A 15,158-nucleotide genomic window follows, 5' to 3' on the forward strand; every position below is an offset into this window, starting at 1 on the left:
ACGAACTTGAATCGCCGGGCCTTGCTGCATTGCAGTCGGGCGTCATCAGCTAACTCCATTCCAACCCGAGTATAGACAGCGACTCTCACCTCGCAATGTGCTGGCGTAAATCATCTGAAACAGCATTAACTTGCTTTGCAGGGCACGAATGGAGAAGGATGCAGACGAGTGGTGGCAAACCGATATAACGGAGACGTCTCAAGGATGAAACAATTATGACAAATGCGTCTTAGCATTTTTCGTATGCCAGCTAAGTTATGTCATCCCTATTTCATTGCCTTGTTTCCTGGAGTTTTCATGAACACCGCCGCATTGCGCGAGCAGATCCAAAAAGCCCGACAACACGAAGCCGAGACCGGCCTGCTGACGCGTCAGCTGGAAACCCAACTGCCTCATCTACACCGCGCGATCCAGTTACCGGAGGCTGATGCCAACGGCGTCCTGGCGCGTTTTGTCGCCGCCTACATCGACGAAGTGCCTGACCTGCTGGATGCAGCCAATGAAGTCGCCAGGGAAGCGGGTATCGAATCGCAGGTCAAGCCGGTGCTGAAAATCGCCGAACAGTACTTCCTCCAGCCGCCGGCGATCATGGCCGGGCACGTCGGGCTCGACAGCCTGCTGGACGAAGCCTATCTGGCGCACCGGTTCGTCGAAGAGGTCAATGACCTGTACATCAAGCATCTTGGCCAGCCACTGATCCCCTTGGACATGACTGTCGCCAACCTGATTGCTCATCAATTGATCGGTGAGGAGTTCGCTAACCAACTGGATGAGGCGGTGCATCACGCCATCGACGAGATGCTTAACGAAGCCAGCTTTGCGCTGGAATCGGTAGAAGCCTACCGCGACAAACTCAGCAGCCCGGACACCGGCGCTGCGTGGAAGCGCTGGCCGTGCATGTCCCGCCGCCTGGGCGTGGGCCTGGACCTGGAACAGCCGGTGGCGTAGGTTCGCATTACCCTTGTAGGAGCGAGCTTGCTCGCGATGGTCGTTAACGATAACGCGTGTTTACTGACTAAACGCGGCGCTCTTGAGTCCATCGCGAGCAGGCTCGCTCCCACAGGACATTGTTGTTATACCGCTGGCGATCCGACGCCAACCGTAGTCCGTACCCGCCCTTCAAGCCGACGCTTCAATCCCCGCGGCTCAATCAACAATTTCGAACCCTTGGCCGCATTGGCTCGTCCCCATTCCTCCAGCAACTCCAGGCACGAGTGATCGATGTAGGTCAGGTTGTTGAGCGGCACATGCACCGTCGCACCCGGCGCAATGCTGCCCAGTACCCGGGTCAACGCCGGCACCTTGAGAAAGGTCGCCGCCCCCATAAGGCGCAGCTCCATCTCGCCGTCCTGTGGAAGGTCGATCAGGCTTATTTTCAGCCGTGAAGCTTTCAGCGCCAGTTTCACCAGGGTCAAACCGAAGCCGACCAGCACGCCTGTCAGCAGGTCAGTGAAAATGATCGCCAGCGCTGTCGCAGCGTACGTGAACATCGGCATCCGACCGTATCGACCCAAACCGCGAAAAGCTTTGAGATCGACCAGTTTGAAACCCGTGTAAACCAGCACACCGGCCAGGCTCGCCACCGGAATGCTTTGCAGTACGCTCGACAGCAACAACACGAACGCCAACAGCCACAATCCGTGGAAAATCGTCGAATAGCGCGTGGTGGCACCGGCCTGGACGTTGGCCGAGCTGCGTACGATCACCCCGGTCATCGGCAGCGCGCCGAGCAATCCGCAAAGCATGTTGCCGACGCCTTGGGCAGACAGTTCGCGGTCGAAGTCCGAACGTTGGCCACTGTGCATGCGGTCAACTGCCGCGGCGGATAGCAGGGTTTCGGCGCTGGCGATGAACGCTACTGCGAACGCCGCGATCAGCAGCGTGGGGTCAGCCAGGTTCAGTAAGTCCGCAGGTTTCAGCCAGTCGATGGCTTCGGCCAGGTTGGCCGGCACTTCCACCCGCTTGACTTGCAGCGCCAAGACCAGGCTGACGACGGTGGCAATCCCGACTCCGAGCAGCGCACCGGGAACGAAGCGCAGGGAATGGGGGCGCAGCTTTTCCCACAGCCACATCACGGCGATCGTTCCCAACCCGAGCAAACCGGCCTGCCAGCCAAAGGATGGCAACGCCTGAGCTACGACGGCCGGGAAGGCTGCCAGGTTATCCAGCCCCGAGGGCTTGGGCGTGGCGTCGAGCATCACGTGCAGCTGTGACAGGACGATCAACACCCCGATCCCGGCGAGCATGCCGTAGACAACGGCGGGCGCTGTCACGCGAAACCAGCAGCCCAGTTTTAACCGACCGGCGACCAGTTGTAGAAAGCCCGCCAACAGCAGGATCGGCCCGAGCATGGACACACCATGCTGGCGTACCAGTTCGAACACCAACACCGCCAGGCCTGCCGCCGGGCCGCTGACTTGCAACGGCGAGCCGGCCAGCCAACCGACCACCAGTCCACCGATGATCCCGGTGATCAGGCCTTTGGCGGGTGGCAGTCCCGAAGCAATGGCAATGCCCATGCACAGGGGCAGGGCGACCAGAAACACAACCACCGAAGCCAACAGCTCCCGTGGCAGCACAGCTTTAAGTTGCGCAGCACGCATGATGATTCTCCCGAAGTTTTCTTCAGGCATGGCGAAGCCAGGCTGCCTGATCGGCAGCCTCGACTAAACCACACAGGTATTTAGGAGGATTTAGAAGCGCGCTTTGGGCGTCGCAACCGGAATAGGCAGGCTGCCATTAAGCGGCAGGAAACAACCCTTGTCGGCGTCGTAGGCTTTTATTTCGCTGGTTTCGATGTTGTAGACCCAACCGTGGATAAACAACTGACCATTGGCCATGCGCGAGGCCACCGAGGGGTGAGTGCGCAAATGCTGCAACTGCGCGATCACATTTTCCTCGGTGAGGATGTGCATGCTTTCGTTTTCGTCAGCGCAGTTGCAGTTTTCCTGAACCATGGTCTTGGCCACTTCGGCATGCCGCAGCCAGGCTTTGACCGTGGGCATCTTTTCCAGGCTTTGCGGGTTGAGTACCGCGCGCATGGCGCCGCAATCGGAGTGCCCGCAAATAATGATGTGATGTACGCCAAGTGCCAGCACGGCGTACTCAATGGCCGTGGAAACACCACCGTTCATTTGCCCGTAAGGTGGCACAACGTTACCGACGTTGCGGGTCACGAACAGGTCGCCGGGGGCGCTGTGCGTGATCAGTTCGGGAACAATGCGCGAATCGGCGCACGCGATGAACATGGCTCGCGGCCGCTGGGCCGTGGCGAGTTTTTTGAAGAGTTCTTCCTGTTGCGGAAAGATCTCATGATGAAAATGCAAAAAGCCGTCAACGATATGCTGCAGCGCTGCATCGGCGGTTTCCGCCTCGGGTTGGGCAGAAGCCGACGCAGCCAACGGCTGTTTATCCTTGTCACTCATGATTCATCCTCTTTGGCGGAGTCAGGGATATTCCCGTTTTGTCCGGTGTGAAGCCAGTGGCTGTTTAAAAACATCCAGGTCGTCAAGCTCGGCCCGTCAGTCACTCGATGAACAAGGTAGCCGTCGAATCTTAACTCAAACTGAAAAAAACGCTCTAGAACCTGTGTTCCAGGTCACAAAAAACGTGACTGGCCCAAGAGCTGAGCGCGTTCCACAGTACTCAACCATAGGCTAATTGTCCTCAAATCAACGACATTTGGCGACCCGGCGGACAAAAGGTTTCGCAGTCCAGGTTAAAGCCTTCCCGATGGTTGAGCCCCAGGCGCTTGATGGCTTTGGCAAAACGTTGTGCCAACAAATCGGCAAAGGGACCTTCACCGCGCATGCGTGCGCCAAAGCGACTGTCGTATAGCTCGCCGCCACGGCTCTGGCGAATCAGGCTCAGGACATGGGCCGCACGTTGCGGATAGTGGGCAGCCAGCCATTCTTCGAACAGGGGCGCGACTTCCAGGGGCAAACGCAACATCATGTAAGCGGCGCTCTGTGCCCCGGCGGCATGGGCCTCTGTGAGCAGACTTTCGATTTCGCTGTCGTTGATCATCGGAATCATGGGTGAACACAGCACGCCCACCGGAACCCCCGCTTCGCGCAACACCCTGATCGCCCGCAGTCGGGCCTTGGGGGCCGCAGCGCGGGGTTCAAGAATGCGTTTGAGCTCGTCGTCCAGAGTGGTCAGGCTGATCATCACCGCCACCAGCCTTTGTCGGGCCAGTTCGGCCAGTAGGTCCAGATCGCGCAGAATCAACGAGCCTTTGGTCACGATTGTCACCGGATGACGGTAGCGCAGCAGCACTTCGAGGGTTTGGCGAGTGATCTTGTACTCGCGCTCGATGGGCTGATAAGGATCGGTGTTGGACCCCAGGTTGATGGGCGCACATTGGTAGCCACGCCTGGAGAGCTGTTCCTCCAATATGTCCGCAGCGTTGGTCTTGGCGATCAGCTTCGTCTCGAAATCCAGACCTGGCGACATGTCCCAATAGGCGTGGCTGGGCCGTGCATAACAGTAGATGCAACCGTGCTCGCAGCCGCGATAAGGATTGATCGATCGATCGAAGGGCAGGTCCGGTGAATTATTGCGGGTGATGATGGTTTTCGCGGTCTCGATGGACACCTCGGTGCCTTGAGTCATCGGCGCTTCCTGGTGCCAGCCGTCGTCCTCGGCCACCGAGCGATGGGGTGCGAAGCGGTTGTGTGGGTTGGTTGCGGTGCCGCGACCGCGAGGAGGCAATGGCGTGTTCATGGGGATAGCTCGTATGCTGTATGTCTATACAGTGTACGTGGAAGATTCGAGTGACCAGTGCCGTTGGGCAGCTCTTCGGATTGGTCTCGCAGTCATTGAACGATACATATCGCGTCTGGTTGAATCGCGCCAAGTACCGGTATTGTTGCGGTCACTCCATGCATTGATCTGAGTATTAATTAAAAGGATTTAATTATGTCGATGTTTAATCGCCGCGGTATTTTTTTACAAAAACTTGGTCCGAGTGCCGTCAATCCAAATGAAGTGCTTGTATCAATGCAGTTCGCATTGAAAGAAGAGACTTGGGATGCTAAAAATTTCGCGACGACCACCGCTTTTCTGGACTCCACCACCCTCATCGCATCCTCAAATGATGGGGGACAATCATTCAAGATCCGTAACTTCAATAAAGATGTCGATGGTGACGGCGATATTGACGCCGAGGACATGGTGAAACTACTGGCGCTGGCCAAAGCCTATGTCAGCATTTCCAACCCTTGACTGAAACTCGCCTGAGCGACATCTCTCACGGCGTTGCGTCGTGAGAGATGTCGTTTTTTACTCAATGTTGTTCGTCAGGCTTTTTCTTCAGCTTCGGATTCGGAAAAAACTGCACGGCCTGAACCTTGGTGTCCGCAGGCTTGAGTGCGGAAGTATTGACTCGTGTGCCCAGTTCCTTGGGAACGGACAGGCCTTGTTCATTCAGCGTATCGGAATAACCGCAGGCCACGCATTCGCGATGCGGTACGTCGTCTTCGCTCCACATCATCAACTTGTCCGGCTCGCTGCAGGCCGGGCAAACCGCGCCGGCGATAAAGCGTCGTTTGGTAATCACGGGACTCTTACTCATGCTGCCGCGCCCTCACTCAGGCCGCTGTGGCGCAAGAGTGCGTCAATCGACGGCTCACGACCACGGAAGTCGACGAACAGCACCATAGGCTCTTGAGAACCGCCGCGCGCCAGGATCGCTTCACGGAACGCTCGGCCGGTATCGGCATTGAGCACGCCTTCTTCCTCGAACTTGGAGAAAGCATCGGCCGAGAGCACTTCAGCCCATTTGTAGCTGTAGTAACCCGCCGCGTAACCACCGGCGAAAATGTGCGCGAAGCTGTTCGGGAAACGGTTGTAGGCCGGAGGACGCATCACCGACACCTCGTCGCGTACGCCTTCAAGCACTTGCAGCACGCTGCGGCCGTCGCCGTGGGTGGCGTGCAGTTCGAAGTCGAACAGCGAGAACTCCAGTTGGCGGACCATCATCAGGCCGGACTGGAAGTTTTTCGCCGCGAGCATTTTCTGCAGCAGGTCCTGCGGCAGTGGTTCGCCGGTTTCATAGTGACCGGAGATCAGCGCCAGCCCCTCGGGCTCCCAGCACCAGTTTTCCATGAATTGGCTTGGCAGCTCGACCGCGTCCCAGGCCACACCGTTGATGCCGGACACCCCGGCGTGTTCGACGCGGGTCAGCAGGTGATGCAGTCCATGACCGAACTCGTGGAACAGGGTGGTGACTTCATCGTGGGTCAGCAGCGCAGGCTTGCCGCTGTCGGCCGGGGTGAAGTTGCACACCAGGTTGGCCACCGGGCTCTGCAGCAAGCCCTCGGCGGTGCGACGACGATCACGAGCACCGTCCATCCAGGCACCACCGCGTTTGTTGGCGCGGGCGTAAAGGTCGAAGAAGAAGCGGCCTACGTGCTGACCGTTTTCCTTGATCTCGAACAGGCGCACATCCGGGTGCCAGGTGTCGAAGCCTTGCTGCTCGGCGATCTCGATGCCGTACAAGCGTTGCACGATGGCGAACAGGCCGCCCAGTACTTTATCGATCGGGAAGTAGGCGCGCAGGGCTTCCTGGGCAACGCTGTAACGCTGCTCGCGAAGTTTTTCGCCGTAGAAACCGCTGTCCCAGCTTTGCAGGTCCAGGCAGCCTTGTTCGGCGGCATAAGCCTTGAGCTGTTGCAGGTCCTGGGCGGCGAACGGTTTGCTGCGCTTGGCCAGGTCGCGCAGGAAACTCAGCACCTGATCGCTGGATTCGGCCATTTTGGTGGCCAGGCTCAGCTCCGAGAAGCTGGCGAAGCCCAGGAGTTTTGCCAGTTCCTGACGCAGGTCGAGGATTTCCTGCATGACCGGGCCGTTATCGTTCTGGCCGGCATTCGGACCTTGGTCGGACGCACGGGTGCAGTAGGCGGCGTAGACTTCTTCGCGCAGAGCGCGGTCGTGGGCGTAGGTCATCACCGCGTAGTAGCTCGGGAATTCCAGGGTGATCAGCCAGCCATCGAGGTCCTTGGCTTGCGCAGCGGCGGCCATTTGCGCCTTGGCCGAATCGGTCAAGCCGGCGAGGGCGGCTTCGTCGGTGATGTGCTTGGTCCAGGCCTGGGTAGCATCCAGCAGTTGGTTGGAGAAGCGGCTGCCCAGCTCCGACAGTTTGCTCTGCACTTGGGCGTAACGCTTCTGCTCGGCTTCCGGCAGGTCGATACCCGACAGACGGAAATCGCGCAGGGCGTGTTCCAGGATAGTTTTCTGCGCTACGTCGAAACCGTCGGCTTCCGGGCTGTTGGCCAAGGCTTCATAGGCCTGGAACAGTTCACGGTTCTGGCCCAATTCCGTGGAGTAGGCGCTCAAGGCCGGCAGGCAAGCCTCGTAGGCTTCACGCAGTTCGGCACTGTTGCACACGGCATTCAAGTGGCTGACCGGACTCCACGCCGCACCCAGGCGGTCGTTGAGCTCGTCCATTGCCAGCACCAGGCCGGCCCAGGTCGGTTGTTTGCCCTGGGTCTTGAGGATCTCGATAATGGCGGCGCGGTTGTCAGCCAGGATCTGTTCAATGGCCGGTTGCACGTGCTCGGCACGGATCGCGGAGAACGGCGGCAGGTCGTAGGACTGCAAAAGAGGGTTGTTCACGCTCACGGTTGGCACCTTGGCTGGAAGAAACATGCAGCCATCTTAATTACAATCGACGCTCACCGCAGCTATCAGCAACAGAGAGAAATCCTATCGTGAACCTTCGCAAGTACCAGAATCACACGCCATTGCTCGGCAAGGGCGCTTTTGTCGACGGCTCGGCGGTGGTGATCGGCGATGTCGAGATCGGCGAAGACAGCTCGGTATGGCCATTGACGGTGATCCGCGGCGACATGCACCGCATCCGCATCGGTGCACGTACCAGCGTGCAGGATGGCTGCGTGCTGCACATCACCCATGCCGGGCCGTTCAACCCCGACGGTTTCCCGTTGCTGATTGGCGACGACGTGACCATCGCCCATAAAGTCATGCTGCATGGCTGCACGGTGGGCAGCCGGGTTCTGATCGGCATGGGCAGCATCGTCATGGACGGCGCGGTGGTCGCCGACGACGTCATTATCGGTGCCGGAAGCTTGGTACCTCCGGGTAAACGCCTGGAAAGCGGTTTTCTGTATGTGGGCAGCCCGGTGAAGCAGATCCGGCCCCTGACCGACAAGGAACAAGCCTTTTTCACCTACAGCGCGGCGAACTACGTGAAGCTCAAGGATCTGCATCTGGCCGAAGGCTACGACCGGATCTGAAACGTCTCGTTATTGCCCAGGAATCTTCATGCATTACCAAACCGTTCTGTTCGACCTTGATGGCACCCTGACCGACCCGCGCGAAGGCATTACCCGTTCGATTCAGTTTGCCCTGGGCAAGCTGGGCATCGATGAACCCGACCTGACCAAGCTCGAACACTTCATCGGCCCGCCCTTGTTGCAGGCCTTCATGCAGTTCTATGACTTCGACGAGGCCAAGGCCTGGGAGGCGGTGAACTTCTACCGTGAGCGCTTCAAGGTCACCGGGTTGTACGAAAACCGCGTGTTCGACGGTGTCACGCCGTTGTTGGAAACGCTCGGCGGACAAGGGCGACAGTTGTACATCGCGACCTCCAAACCCTGGGTTTTCGCCCAAGAAATCGCTCGGCATTTCGACTTCGCCAAACACTTCAAGGTGATCTACGGCAGCGAACTGGACGGCACCCGGACCAATAAAGTCGAACTGATCGCTCACCTGGTGGCCGAAGAAGGCCTCGACCCGGCCCGTACCCTGATGATCGGCGACCGCAAGCACGACCTGATCGGTGCGCGCCGCAACGGGCTGGATGCGGCGGCGGTGGGTTATGGGTTTGGCAGTCGGGAGGAGTTGAGTGCCGAAGCACCGACTTATCATTTTGAAACGCTGGACGAAATGCATCAGGCGTTTTTGCTGGGCTAGTCAAATCGCCTTGCCCGCGAAGAGGATCTCATTGCCACTGAAGATTTATGATCCAGCCAAATCCTTCAGCGCCGCCTTGCGCACACCAACAGGCAACGCCCCCAACTTCTCGACCTGCGCATAAAACTTCAACCAATCCCCACCCTCTTGCTTGAACAACGCCGCAAATGCCGGCACCCACTGGTCGTAAAGACCGAACGGCAGCAGCCGCGCATTATTCATCGGCGCATTGATCCACACGTCGTAACGTTTGTCCCCGGCCCATTGTCTATCACGCATCTGTTGGTATTCGGCGCGCATCTGTTCGAATGCCTCAGCTTTACGCTGGCGCATTTGTTCAGGCGGCAGCGGCAGGCTGTACAGTTCTTCAAGCCGGGTGCGGGTATTCAAGATCAGCTGAATGAACTGATCCCGTTGTTGCGACAGCACCGCGCTGTCCGGCGGCAGGTTGCGAAATGCCCGCCATTGGCGGGTACCTTCCTGCTCGACGAAGGTGGCGAATGATTCGTTGAACTCAGTGTCATCTTTCACATAAATGCGCTGATGCGCGAGTTCATGAAAGATCAGCGTGGCCAGGCGTTCATCGCCCCAGCCCATCATTGAGTTCATGATCGGATCGTTGAACCAGCCCAGGGTCGAATAGGCTTCTACTCCACCGATGGACACGTCCATGCCTTGCAGGCGCTGCAGCGCCGCCTCACCGCGAGCCGCGCTCTGGCTGTAATAACCGCGATAGGCCACGCAACCGGCGATGGGGAAGCAATGGTTTTGTGGCTTCAGGGAAAATTCCGGCGTGACAAAAACGTTCCAGACTACATAGGGACGGCCAATGTCGGCATACAAGCGGTAACTCTGATTGTCCGGCAGGTGCAGTTGCTGGCTGGCGAAGGTCCGGGCCCTTTGTGATTGGGCCAGGTGCATACGCAGTTTCTGATCGCGCTGTGGATCGGCAATCACGCGGGCAACGGGCTCCCGTGCCCGCAGCAATTGTAACTGACCACTGGCCAACTGACTGTAGTAGCTGACGCTGGAACAACCGTTGAGCAACAAAAACAACACACCCGGAAACAAAATGCGTAAAACGCGATCAAGTAACCCAAGGCTTCGACGCGGCCTGATCAAAATAAAAAATCCCTGGAGAGTCTGCTCGCAAGACTATCCCGCTTGACTGGAGCTCCGCTATGCGCAAGTTGATGCTGACGGGAGGCCTGCTGATGCTGGCCGGTTGTGCTGGATTCGGATTACCTCACCATGATCCGACGCAAGCATGGATCGATCTGGAATCGCATCAGGAAGACACGGCCCTGCTGGCGGTCGAGGTGGACAACAAGGCGGCCACCGACAACCGCTATTTCGAGGTTCAACCCGGCAGCCATGAGCTGACCGTTCGCTACCAGTTCCCGGTCCAGCCCACCAATATCGGTCCCGATGCCGAACCGCTGTGGCGTGATTGCCAGATGAATGTCAAATTCAACGACTTCAACGCGGGCGAGCGCTATCAACTGCAAGCGGGGAATATCGGCTTCCGGCCATGGGCCAAGCTTTATGATCAACAGCGAAAAGTGATTGGCCAGGGCACACCGGCGGGCTGCCAACGGATCTGATCGGCGCTATTCTGAACATCCCGACATTGGGACATTCATCATGCGCAGGTTGATGCTGTTACTGGTCGCAAGTGCAGTGGCCGGCTGCTCGACGCCGATGCCGGCGGCCAATCCGCACATGGCGTGGGTCGACTTCTCTACGCCGTTCCCTAACGATAAATTGCTGATGGCCGAGCGATTGGATAACCAACGCTTGCGCGACGGGCGTTTTTTCCAGGTCACCCCCGGTAGCCACGAACTGACCGTGCGCTTCGATTTTGAAGTGCCAGGCGGGGGCTCGGACTTGTTCGGTGGTTCCACGGAGCGGCTGTGCTACATGATCGTCAAATACGATCATTTCGAAGCCGGTCAGCGTTATCTTTTAGAAGCCCGCTCCATGGCATTCACCCCTGAAGCGCGCCTGTATAACGCCAAGCGCGAGATCGTCGCCGAAGAGGGCCAGATCAACTGTGTGCCGTAGCTCCGGTCAACGGTCATTCTTCTGGTAGATGATTTTCTTGGTGCCGCCTTCGCACGAGCCAACGACCATGTTCTGATCGTGCACTTCGTCATTGGTAACGATTTCCAAAGTGTAGGACGTCACCCCTCGGGCCTGGATCTTGGCTTCGATTTCGGCCTTGAGTTCTTCACAAGGTTTTGGTGCCGCCAGGGCCGAAGTGGCCAGGGCGCAACAGATAACCGCCAAGGCAAAACGTTTCATGGTTGAAGCTCCCTTGAGGCAGCGCGCACAGGTCATGCGTTTTTGCTGCTGTCATTTATTCGACCACAGTTTTACCCGGCAAATCTGGCATTACGCAAAAAAGATCGCAGCCTGCGGCAGCTCCTACAGGATCAGCGTCAATCTGTAGGAGCTGCCGCAGGCTGCGATCTTTTCGTTTCAATGCGAATTTAGCTGACTAAAGTAGCGTCCAGGCTGATTTTCGCATTCAGCACCTTGGATACCGGACAGCCCTCTTTGGCCTTGTTGCTCAACTCATCGAACTGCGCCTGGCTCGCGCCGGGGATTTTTGCCTTGAGAATCAATTTCACGGCCGTGATCGCAAAACCACCTTCTACCTGATCCAGGGTCACTTCGGCGTTGGTATCGATGCTGTCTGCCTTGAGGCCAGCCTCACCGAGAATCATCGAAAACGCCATGGAGAAACAGCCCGCGTGGGCCGCACCGATCAACTCTTCCGGATTGGTGCCCTTGCCGCCTTCAAAGCGGGCCTTGAAGCCGTAGGGCGCATCCCTGAGCACCCCGGTTTCGGTGGAAATCGAGCCGATGCCGGTTTTCAGATCACCTTCCCAGTGGGCCGATGCTTTCTTTGTGATAGCCATGCCTGTCTCCTCAAGATCCGGCGCGAAGCGTCGCGCCGTCGTGGTTTCGGTCGCTAGGGTTCTGAGGATAGACCGGGGAGCAAAGTTCAGCGCATCTGATCGCTCGGCTTTTTTGTCAGTAAATTTCGCCGTGCTATTGAAACTCGGGTATATGCCCTCATTGCATGAAACACGCTTATGGATTCGGCAGGTTTTCGTTTGTAACAAAAAACCTGCGCCCTCAATTGGAGAAGCAGGTTCATGAAACGACTGTCCGATATCAAATTCTCGACCCTCGATCTGGTGCCCGTGCGGGAGAACGGCAGCGCTGCCCAGTCGTTGCGCAACTCGCTGGACCTGGCGCAGCATGTCGAGAAATTTGGTTATAACCGGTTCTGGGTTGCCGAACACCACAACATGGACGGCATTGCGAGTTCTGCGACCTCCGTGCTGCTCGGCTATCTGGCCGGTGGTACTTCGACCATTCGTGTCGGCTCCGGCGGGGTCATGTTGCCCAACCATGCGCCGCTGGTGATCGCCGAACAATTCGGCACGCTTGAAAGCCTGTATCCGGGGCGCATCGACCTGGGGCTTGGCCGTGCGCCCGGTTCCGATCAGATGACGGCTCGTGCGCTGCGCCGCGAGCGCTCCGGCAGCGCCGACGACTTTCCGGAAGATGTGGCCGAACTGGTGCGTTATCTCGGCCCGCGTACGCCGGACCAGCGCATCATCGCGATGCCGGGGACCGGTACGAATGTTCCGATCTGGCTGCTGGGCTCAAGCCTGTTCAGTGCGCAGCTGGCAGGGGAGCGCGGTCTGCCCTACGCCTTCGCTTCACATTTCGCTCCGCGCTTGATGCATGAGGCAATTCGCGTCTACCGCAATCATTTCAAGCCTTCTGCAGTGCTGGACAAGCCTTACGTGATGCTCGGCGTGCCGCTGGTGGCCGCCGACACGGATGAGCAGGCCGACTACCTGGCGACCTCGGTATTCCAGCGCATTCTCGCGCTGATGCGTGGTCAGAGCCTGGTGCAGCGCCCGCCGGTGAAGACTATGGACGGGCTGTGGCTGCCACATGAGAAAGAAGCCGTCAGCGATTTCCTGGGGTTGGCGATGATCGGCAGCCCGCAAAAAATCCGCGCCAGGCTGGAAGTGCTGATCGAGCAGACCCAGGCCGACGAACTGATTTTCACCTGCGACCTGTACGAACACGCGGATCGTCTGCATTCCTATGAGCTGCTGGCTCAGGTCATGAAGGGCTGAGCACGCTAACCGCTAAAAGCCGACGCTGGCGTCGGTTTTTAGCTAGCAATCGGTTGGGGCTACCGTTTGTTGGGGCTACCGTTTGTAGACTATTTCCTTGCTGCCCTTTTCGCAGGTGCCGACGATTTTTCCGCCAGACGCATTGCCTTTGTCGACGATTTCCAGCGAATAGCCGGAAACACCCTTGGCATCGAGCTTTGCTGCGATCTCGGCTTTCAACTCTTCGCAGGACTTGCCGCCGTCAGCAAAGGCAGTACCCGCCAGGCTCAACAAACCTACCGCCAAAATAAACTTCTTCATCGGTCGCATTCTCTGGTCGGATAAAAAAAAGGCATCCAGCCATTGGCCGGAAGACGCAGCGAGCGCATTGCCATTCCCTATGGCACTCGGCCAGCGCGCAAGTTCAGAAGACTAGACCAACGTCAGCTGCTGGCAATCCGGAACCCGACCTTGAGCGTCACCTGGAAGTGCGCAGCCTTGCCGTCCTTGATATGGCCGCGGGTTTCGGTCACTTCAAACCATTCCATGTACTTGAGACTTTTGCTGGCCTCGGCCAGCGCGTTGTTGATCGCGTCTTCAATGCTGCTGGGGGACGAGCCGACGAGTTCGACTTTCTTATAGGTGTGATGGTCAGTCATGGCGTTCTCCTTAGGGTGTGAAATACAGCCTAGCAGTGATTTTCTGTCTTACGCCTTCGGTCGGTGCGACATGGAAGCTCACATTTACTGCACTTTCTCGAGTTCCTGAAGTCCCAACCACACACGCCACTCATCAACAATGCAGGAGAGCCACCATGGCCAACAGCTCGTTACGCAAAGCCTCATTGCAAAGCATGGAAGCGGAGATCGAGAGTCTGCTCAAATCCTTGGAAAGCCTGAAGGACGACGCCTCGGACGAGTCGCGTAAAACCCTCAAGGTGCTTAAAGGCAATGCCGAGAACGCTTTGAGGCATTCGCGCCATCTGCTCACGGATGCCTATGAAGAGGTCAAGGTCAAAACCCGTGAAACCGGAATTGCCACTCGGGATTACGCGCAGGAGCACCCTTGGACGACTGCCGGTGTTGCCGTCGGTGCGTTGGGCCTGTTGGCGGCCTACCTGCTGTTTAGACGCGGGGAATGATCTGTCTGGCGCAGCTCATTCTTGAGCCATTGCGCCAGTTGCCTGGCGCGCCCATCCGCGGCGCGCTTGGGTAGCCACAAGGCCAGGTGAGCGGGTGTTTCGCAAAATCCCCAGGGGGCGACCAGGCGACCTGCCTTCAAGTCCTCGGCCACCAGCGGCTCGGGGGCAATCGCCACACCCAGCCCGGCCACGGCCGCTTCCAACAAGTAATACAAATGTTCGAAACCCTGTCCATACTTCAACGCTTTGGCGTCGAGGCCGCTTTGCTGCGCCCAACTGGGCCAGGCTTGCGGGCGCGAAGTGGTGTGCAGCAAGGATTCAGTGAGCAGCGCTTTGGCCGGCGCCGTTTTCAAGCGCTCATAACCGGCGAACCGTGGGCTCATGACCGGGCCGATCCATTCGCTGGCCAGTTCGAAGACCTGCATATCAGCGGGCCAGGGCGGTTCGGCAAACACCAACAGGGCATCCAGGCCCGGGCGACGGGGATCGAGATCGCCTTCGCCGGCCGACAGATGCAGGCGCAGGTCGGGCATGTCAGCGTTCAGCCGCCCCAGACGCGGTATGAACCAGCGCGCCAGCAGGCTTCCCGAGCAGCCAAGGACGAACGGCGCATCGGCGGTGCTTTGCGTGAGCTCGGCGCACACGTTGCGCAAGCGCTCGAATGCTTCAGCGCTGGCGTCTCGCAAACGTATGCCTGCATCTGTGAGTTTCAGGCCGCGCCCGTCCTTGATGAACAGACTCACACCGAGGTGTTCTTCAAGCACTTTCAGCTGCCGGCTGACCGCACCATGAGTGACGTGCAGCTGTTCGGCGGCCTGACTGACGCTGTTCAGGCGGGCCGTGGCTTCGAAGGCGCGCAGGGCGTTCAAGGGTGGAAGGTCGTGGCTCATATGATCTGTGAGTTTTCCTGACAGGTTGCAGCGATCTTATCGGTT

Annotated in this window: 19 protein-coding genes; 8 read left to right on the plus strand and 11 right to left on the minus strand. The window is 58.3% G+C overall.

The features are described from left to right. The first annotated feature begins 297 nt into the window (after positions 1-297). Positions 298-948, plus strand: a complete 651-nt coding sequence (locus tag ACA058_RS00390) for a hypothetical protein (protein ID WP_497637345.1) — start codon at positions 298-300, stop codon at positions 946-948. Positions 949-1,073: 125 nt separating this feature from the next. On the opposite strand, the gene ACA058_RS00395 is transcribed toward ACA058_RS00390, so the two are convergent. The 3 genes from ACA058_RS00395 to ACA058_RS00405 all read right to left on the minus strand — a co-directional run bounded on the left by ACA058_RS00395 (position 1,074) and on the right by ACA058_RS00405 (position 4,725). Continuing rightward, a complete protein-coding gene (locus ACA058_RS00395) occupies positions 1,074-2,603 on the minus strand; it encodes a SulP family inorganic anion transporter (protein WP_497637346.1) in 1,530 nt (509 codons plus the stop codon). Between the two features lie 90 nt (positions 2,604-2,693). Then, entirely contained in the window at positions 2,694-3,425 is a 732-nt protein-coding gene (locus ACA058_RS00400; RefSeq protein WP_046818688.1) for a carbonic anhydrase, read from the minus strand. Between the two features lie 241 nt (positions 3,426-3,666). Continuing rightward, positions 3,667-4,725 (minus strand): PA0069 family radical SAM protein, encoded by a 1,059-nt coding sequence (locus ACA058_RS00405; protein ID WP_497637347.1) that lies wholly within the window; start codon positions 4,723-4,725, stop codon positions 3,667-3,669. Positions 4,726-4,920: 195 nt separating this feature from the next. Between ACA058_RS00405 and ACA058_RS00410 the strand changes: the two genes are divergently transcribed. Next, positions 4,921-5,226 (plus strand): hypothetical protein, encoded by a 306-nt coding sequence (locus ACA058_RS00410; RefSeq protein ID WP_497637348.1) that lies wholly within the window; start codon positions 4,921-4,923, stop codon positions 5,224-5,226. 61 nt (positions 5,227-5,287) lie between these two features. Here the strand turns inward: ACA058_RS00410 and ACA058_RS00415 are convergent, their stop codons facing one another. Both ACA058_RS00415 and prlC read right to left on the minus strand, forming a co-directional pair. Further along, positions 5,288-5,575 carry a YheV family putative zinc ribbon protein gene (locus tag ACA058_RS00415; RefSeq protein ID WP_497637349.1) on the minus strand — a complete coding sequence of 96 codons (288 nt, stop codon included), beginning with the start codon at positions 5,573-5,575 and terminating at the stop codon, positions 5,288-5,290. Next, positions 5,572-7,623, minus strand: coding sequence for an oligopeptidase A (prlC, locus tag ACA058_RS00420; protein WP_497637350.1), 2,052 nt, complete (start codon positions 7,621-7,623; stop codon positions 5,572-5,574). Before prlC ends, ACA058_RS00415 begins: the two co-directional genes overlap by 4 nt. Before the next feature lie 89 nt (positions 7,624-7,712). Between prlC and ACA058_RS00425 the strand changes: the two genes are divergently transcribed. Together ACA058_RS00425 and ACA058_RS00430 are read left to right on the plus strand one after the other, a co-directional pair. Next, positions 7,713-8,258, plus strand: a complete 546-nt coding sequence (locus ACA058_RS00425; protein WP_497637351.1) for a gamma carbonic anhydrase family protein — start codon at positions 7,713-7,715, stop codon at positions 8,256-8,258. A gap of 28 nt (positions 8,259-8,286) precedes the next feature. After that, entirely contained in the window at positions 8,287-8,937 is a 651-nt protein-coding gene (locus tag ACA058_RS00430) for an HAD family hydrolase (protein WP_497637352.1), read from the plus strand. A 45-nt stretch (positions 8,938-8,982) separates the two neighbouring features. On the opposite strand, the gene ACA058_RS00435 is transcribed toward ACA058_RS00430, so the two are convergent. Then, positions 8,983-10,059 carry an aminopeptidase gene (locus tag ACA058_RS00435; protein ID WP_497637353.1) on the minus strand — a complete coding sequence of 359 codons (1,077 nt, stop codon included), beginning with the start codon at positions 10,057-10,059 and terminating at the stop codon, positions 8,983-8,985. Between the two features lie 59 nt (positions 10,060-10,118). Here ACA058_RS00435 and ACA058_RS00440 point away from each other — a divergent pair, with 59 nt between their 5' ends. Both ACA058_RS00440 and ACA058_RS00445 read left to right on the plus strand, forming a co-directional pair. Next, the gene (locus tag ACA058_RS00440; RefSeq protein WP_497637354.1) at positions 10,119-10,541 is read left to right on the plus strand and encodes a PA0061/PA0062 family lipoprotein; all 423 of its coding nucleotides are present in this window, start codon (positions 10,119-10,121) and stop codon (positions 10,539-10,541) included. A 40-nt stretch (positions 10,542-10,581) separates the two neighbouring features. Further along, a complete protein-coding gene (locus ACA058_RS00445) occupies positions 10,582-11,001 on the plus strand; it encodes a PA0061/PA0062 family lipoprotein (protein WP_497637355.1) in 420 nt (139 codons plus the stop codon). 6 nt (positions 11,002-11,007) lie between these two features. On the opposite strand, the gene ACA058_RS00450 is transcribed toward ACA058_RS00445, so the two are convergent. After that, positions 11,008-11,241: a DUF1161 domain-containing protein gene (locus ACA058_RS00450; RefSeq protein WP_150704204.1), complete on the minus strand. Its 234-nt coding sequence runs from the start codon at positions 11,239-11,241 to the stop codon at positions 11,008-11,010. Between the two features lie 188 nt (positions 11,242-11,429). Beyond that, positions 11,430-11,861 (minus strand): OsmC family protein, encoded by a 432-nt coding sequence (locus tag ACA058_RS00455; protein WP_497637356.1) that lies wholly within the window; start codon positions 11,859-11,861, stop codon positions 11,430-11,432. A gap of 240 nt (positions 11,862-12,101) precedes the next feature. Here ACA058_RS00455 and ACA058_RS00460 point away from each other — a divergent pair, with 240 nt between their 5' ends. Further along, positions 12,102-13,103: an LLM class flavin-dependent oxidoreductase gene (locus ACA058_RS00460; RefSeq protein WP_497637357.1), complete on the plus strand. Its 1,002-nt coding sequence runs from the start codon at positions 12,102-12,104 to the stop codon at positions 13,101-13,103. A 75-nt stretch (positions 13,104-13,178) separates the two neighbouring features. On the opposite strand, the gene ACA058_RS00465 is transcribed toward ACA058_RS00460, so the two are convergent. Then, entirely contained in the window at positions 13,179-13,403 is a 225-nt protein-coding gene (locus ACA058_RS00465; RefSeq protein ID WP_459730113.1) for a DUF1161 domain-containing protein, read from the minus strand. 122 nt (positions 13,404-13,525) lie between these two features. Next, entirely contained in the window at positions 13,526-13,741 is a 216-nt protein-coding gene (locus tag ACA058_RS00470; protein WP_497637358.1) for a dodecin, read from the minus strand. 155 nt (positions 13,742-13,896) lie between these two features. Here ACA058_RS00470 and ACA058_RS00475 point away from each other — a divergent pair, with 155 nt between their 5' ends. Further along, on the plus strand, positions 13,897-14,223 hold the full coding sequence (locus ACA058_RS00475; protein ID WP_497637359.1) for an ElaB/YgaM/YqjD family protein: 327 nt from the start codon (positions 13,897-13,899) through the stop codon (positions 14,221-14,223). Here the strand turns inward: ACA058_RS00475 and ACA058_RS00480 are convergent. Continuing rightward, positions 14,196-15,113: a LysR family transcriptional regulator gene (locus ACA058_RS00480; protein WP_497637360.1), complete on the minus strand. Its 918-nt coding sequence runs from the start codon at positions 15,111-15,113 to the stop codon at positions 14,196-14,198. The two genes, ACA058_RS00475 and ACA058_RS00480, sit on opposite strands and share 28 nt — an antisense overlap. Positions 15,114-15,158: the final 45 nt, after the last annotated feature.

This window comes from Pseudomonas sp. LBUM1649 (genome assembly GCF_059716155.1).

Excerpts from the sequence above, each read along its gene's own strand:
- ACA058_RS00390 (WP_497637345.1), top strand. The coding sequence starts at position 298 with ATGAACACCGCCGCATTGCGCGAGCAGATCCAAAAAGCCCGACAACAC.
- ACA058_RS00395 (WP_497637346.1), bottom strand. The coding sequence starts at position 2,603 with ATGCGTGCTGCGCAACTTAAAGCTGTGCTGCCACGGGAGCTGTTGGCT.
- ACA058_RS00400 (WP_046818688.1), bottom strand. The coding sequence starts at position 3,425 with ATGAGTGACAAGGATAAACAGCCGTTGGCTGCGTCGGCTTCTGCCCAA.
- ACA058_RS00405 (WP_497637347.1), bottom strand. The coding sequence starts at position 4,725 with ATGAACACGCCATTGCCTCCTCGCGGTCGCGGCACCGCAACCAACCCA.
- ACA058_RS00410 (WP_497637348.1), top strand. The coding sequence starts at position 4,921 with ATGTCGATGTTTAATCGCCGCGGTATTTTTTTACAAAAACTTGGTCCG.
- ACA058_RS00415 (WP_497637349.1), bottom strand. The coding sequence starts at position 5,575 with ATGAGTAAGAGTCCCGTGATTACCAAACGACGCTTTATCGCCGGCGCG.
- ACA058_RS00430 (WP_497637352.1), top strand. The coding sequence starts at position 8,287 with ATGCATTACCAAACCGTTCTGTTCGACCTTGATGGCACCCTGACCGAC.
- ACA058_RS00440 (WP_497637354.1), top strand. The coding sequence starts at position 10,119 with ATGCGCAAGTTGATGCTGACGGGAGGCCTGCTGATGCTGGCCGGTTGT.
- ACA058_RS00445 (WP_497637355.1), top strand. The coding sequence starts at position 10,582 with ATGCGCAGGTTGATGCTGTTACTGGTCGCAAGTGCAGTGGCCGGCTGC.
- ACA058_RS00450 (WP_150704204.1), bottom strand. The coding sequence starts at position 11,241 with ATGAAACGTTTTGCCTTGGCGGTTATCTGTTGCGCCCTGGCCACTTCG.
- ACA058_RS00455 (WP_497637356.1), bottom strand. The coding sequence starts at position 11,861 with ATGGCTATCACAAAGAAAGCATCGGCCCACTGGGAAGGTGATCTGAAA.
- ACA058_RS00460 (WP_497637357.1), top strand. The coding sequence starts at position 12,102 with ATGAAACGACTGTCCGATATCAAATTCTCGACCCTCGATCTGGTGCCC.
- ACA058_RS00465 (WP_459730113.1), bottom strand. The coding sequence starts at position 13,403 with ATGAAGAAGTTTATTTTGGCGGTAGGTTTGTTGAGCCTGGCGGGTACT.
- ACA058_RS00470 (WP_497637358.1), bottom strand. The coding sequence starts at position 13,741 with ATGACTGACCATCACACCTATAAGAAAGTCGAACTCGTCGGCTCGTCC.
- ACA058_RS00475 (WP_497637359.1), top strand. The coding sequence starts at position 13,897 with ATGGCCAACAGCTCGTTACGCAAAGCCTCATTGCAAAGCATGGAAGCG.
- ACA058_RS00480 (WP_497637360.1), bottom strand. The coding sequence starts at position 15,113 with ATGAGCCACGACCTTCCACCCTTGAACGCCCTGCGCGCCTTCGAAGCC.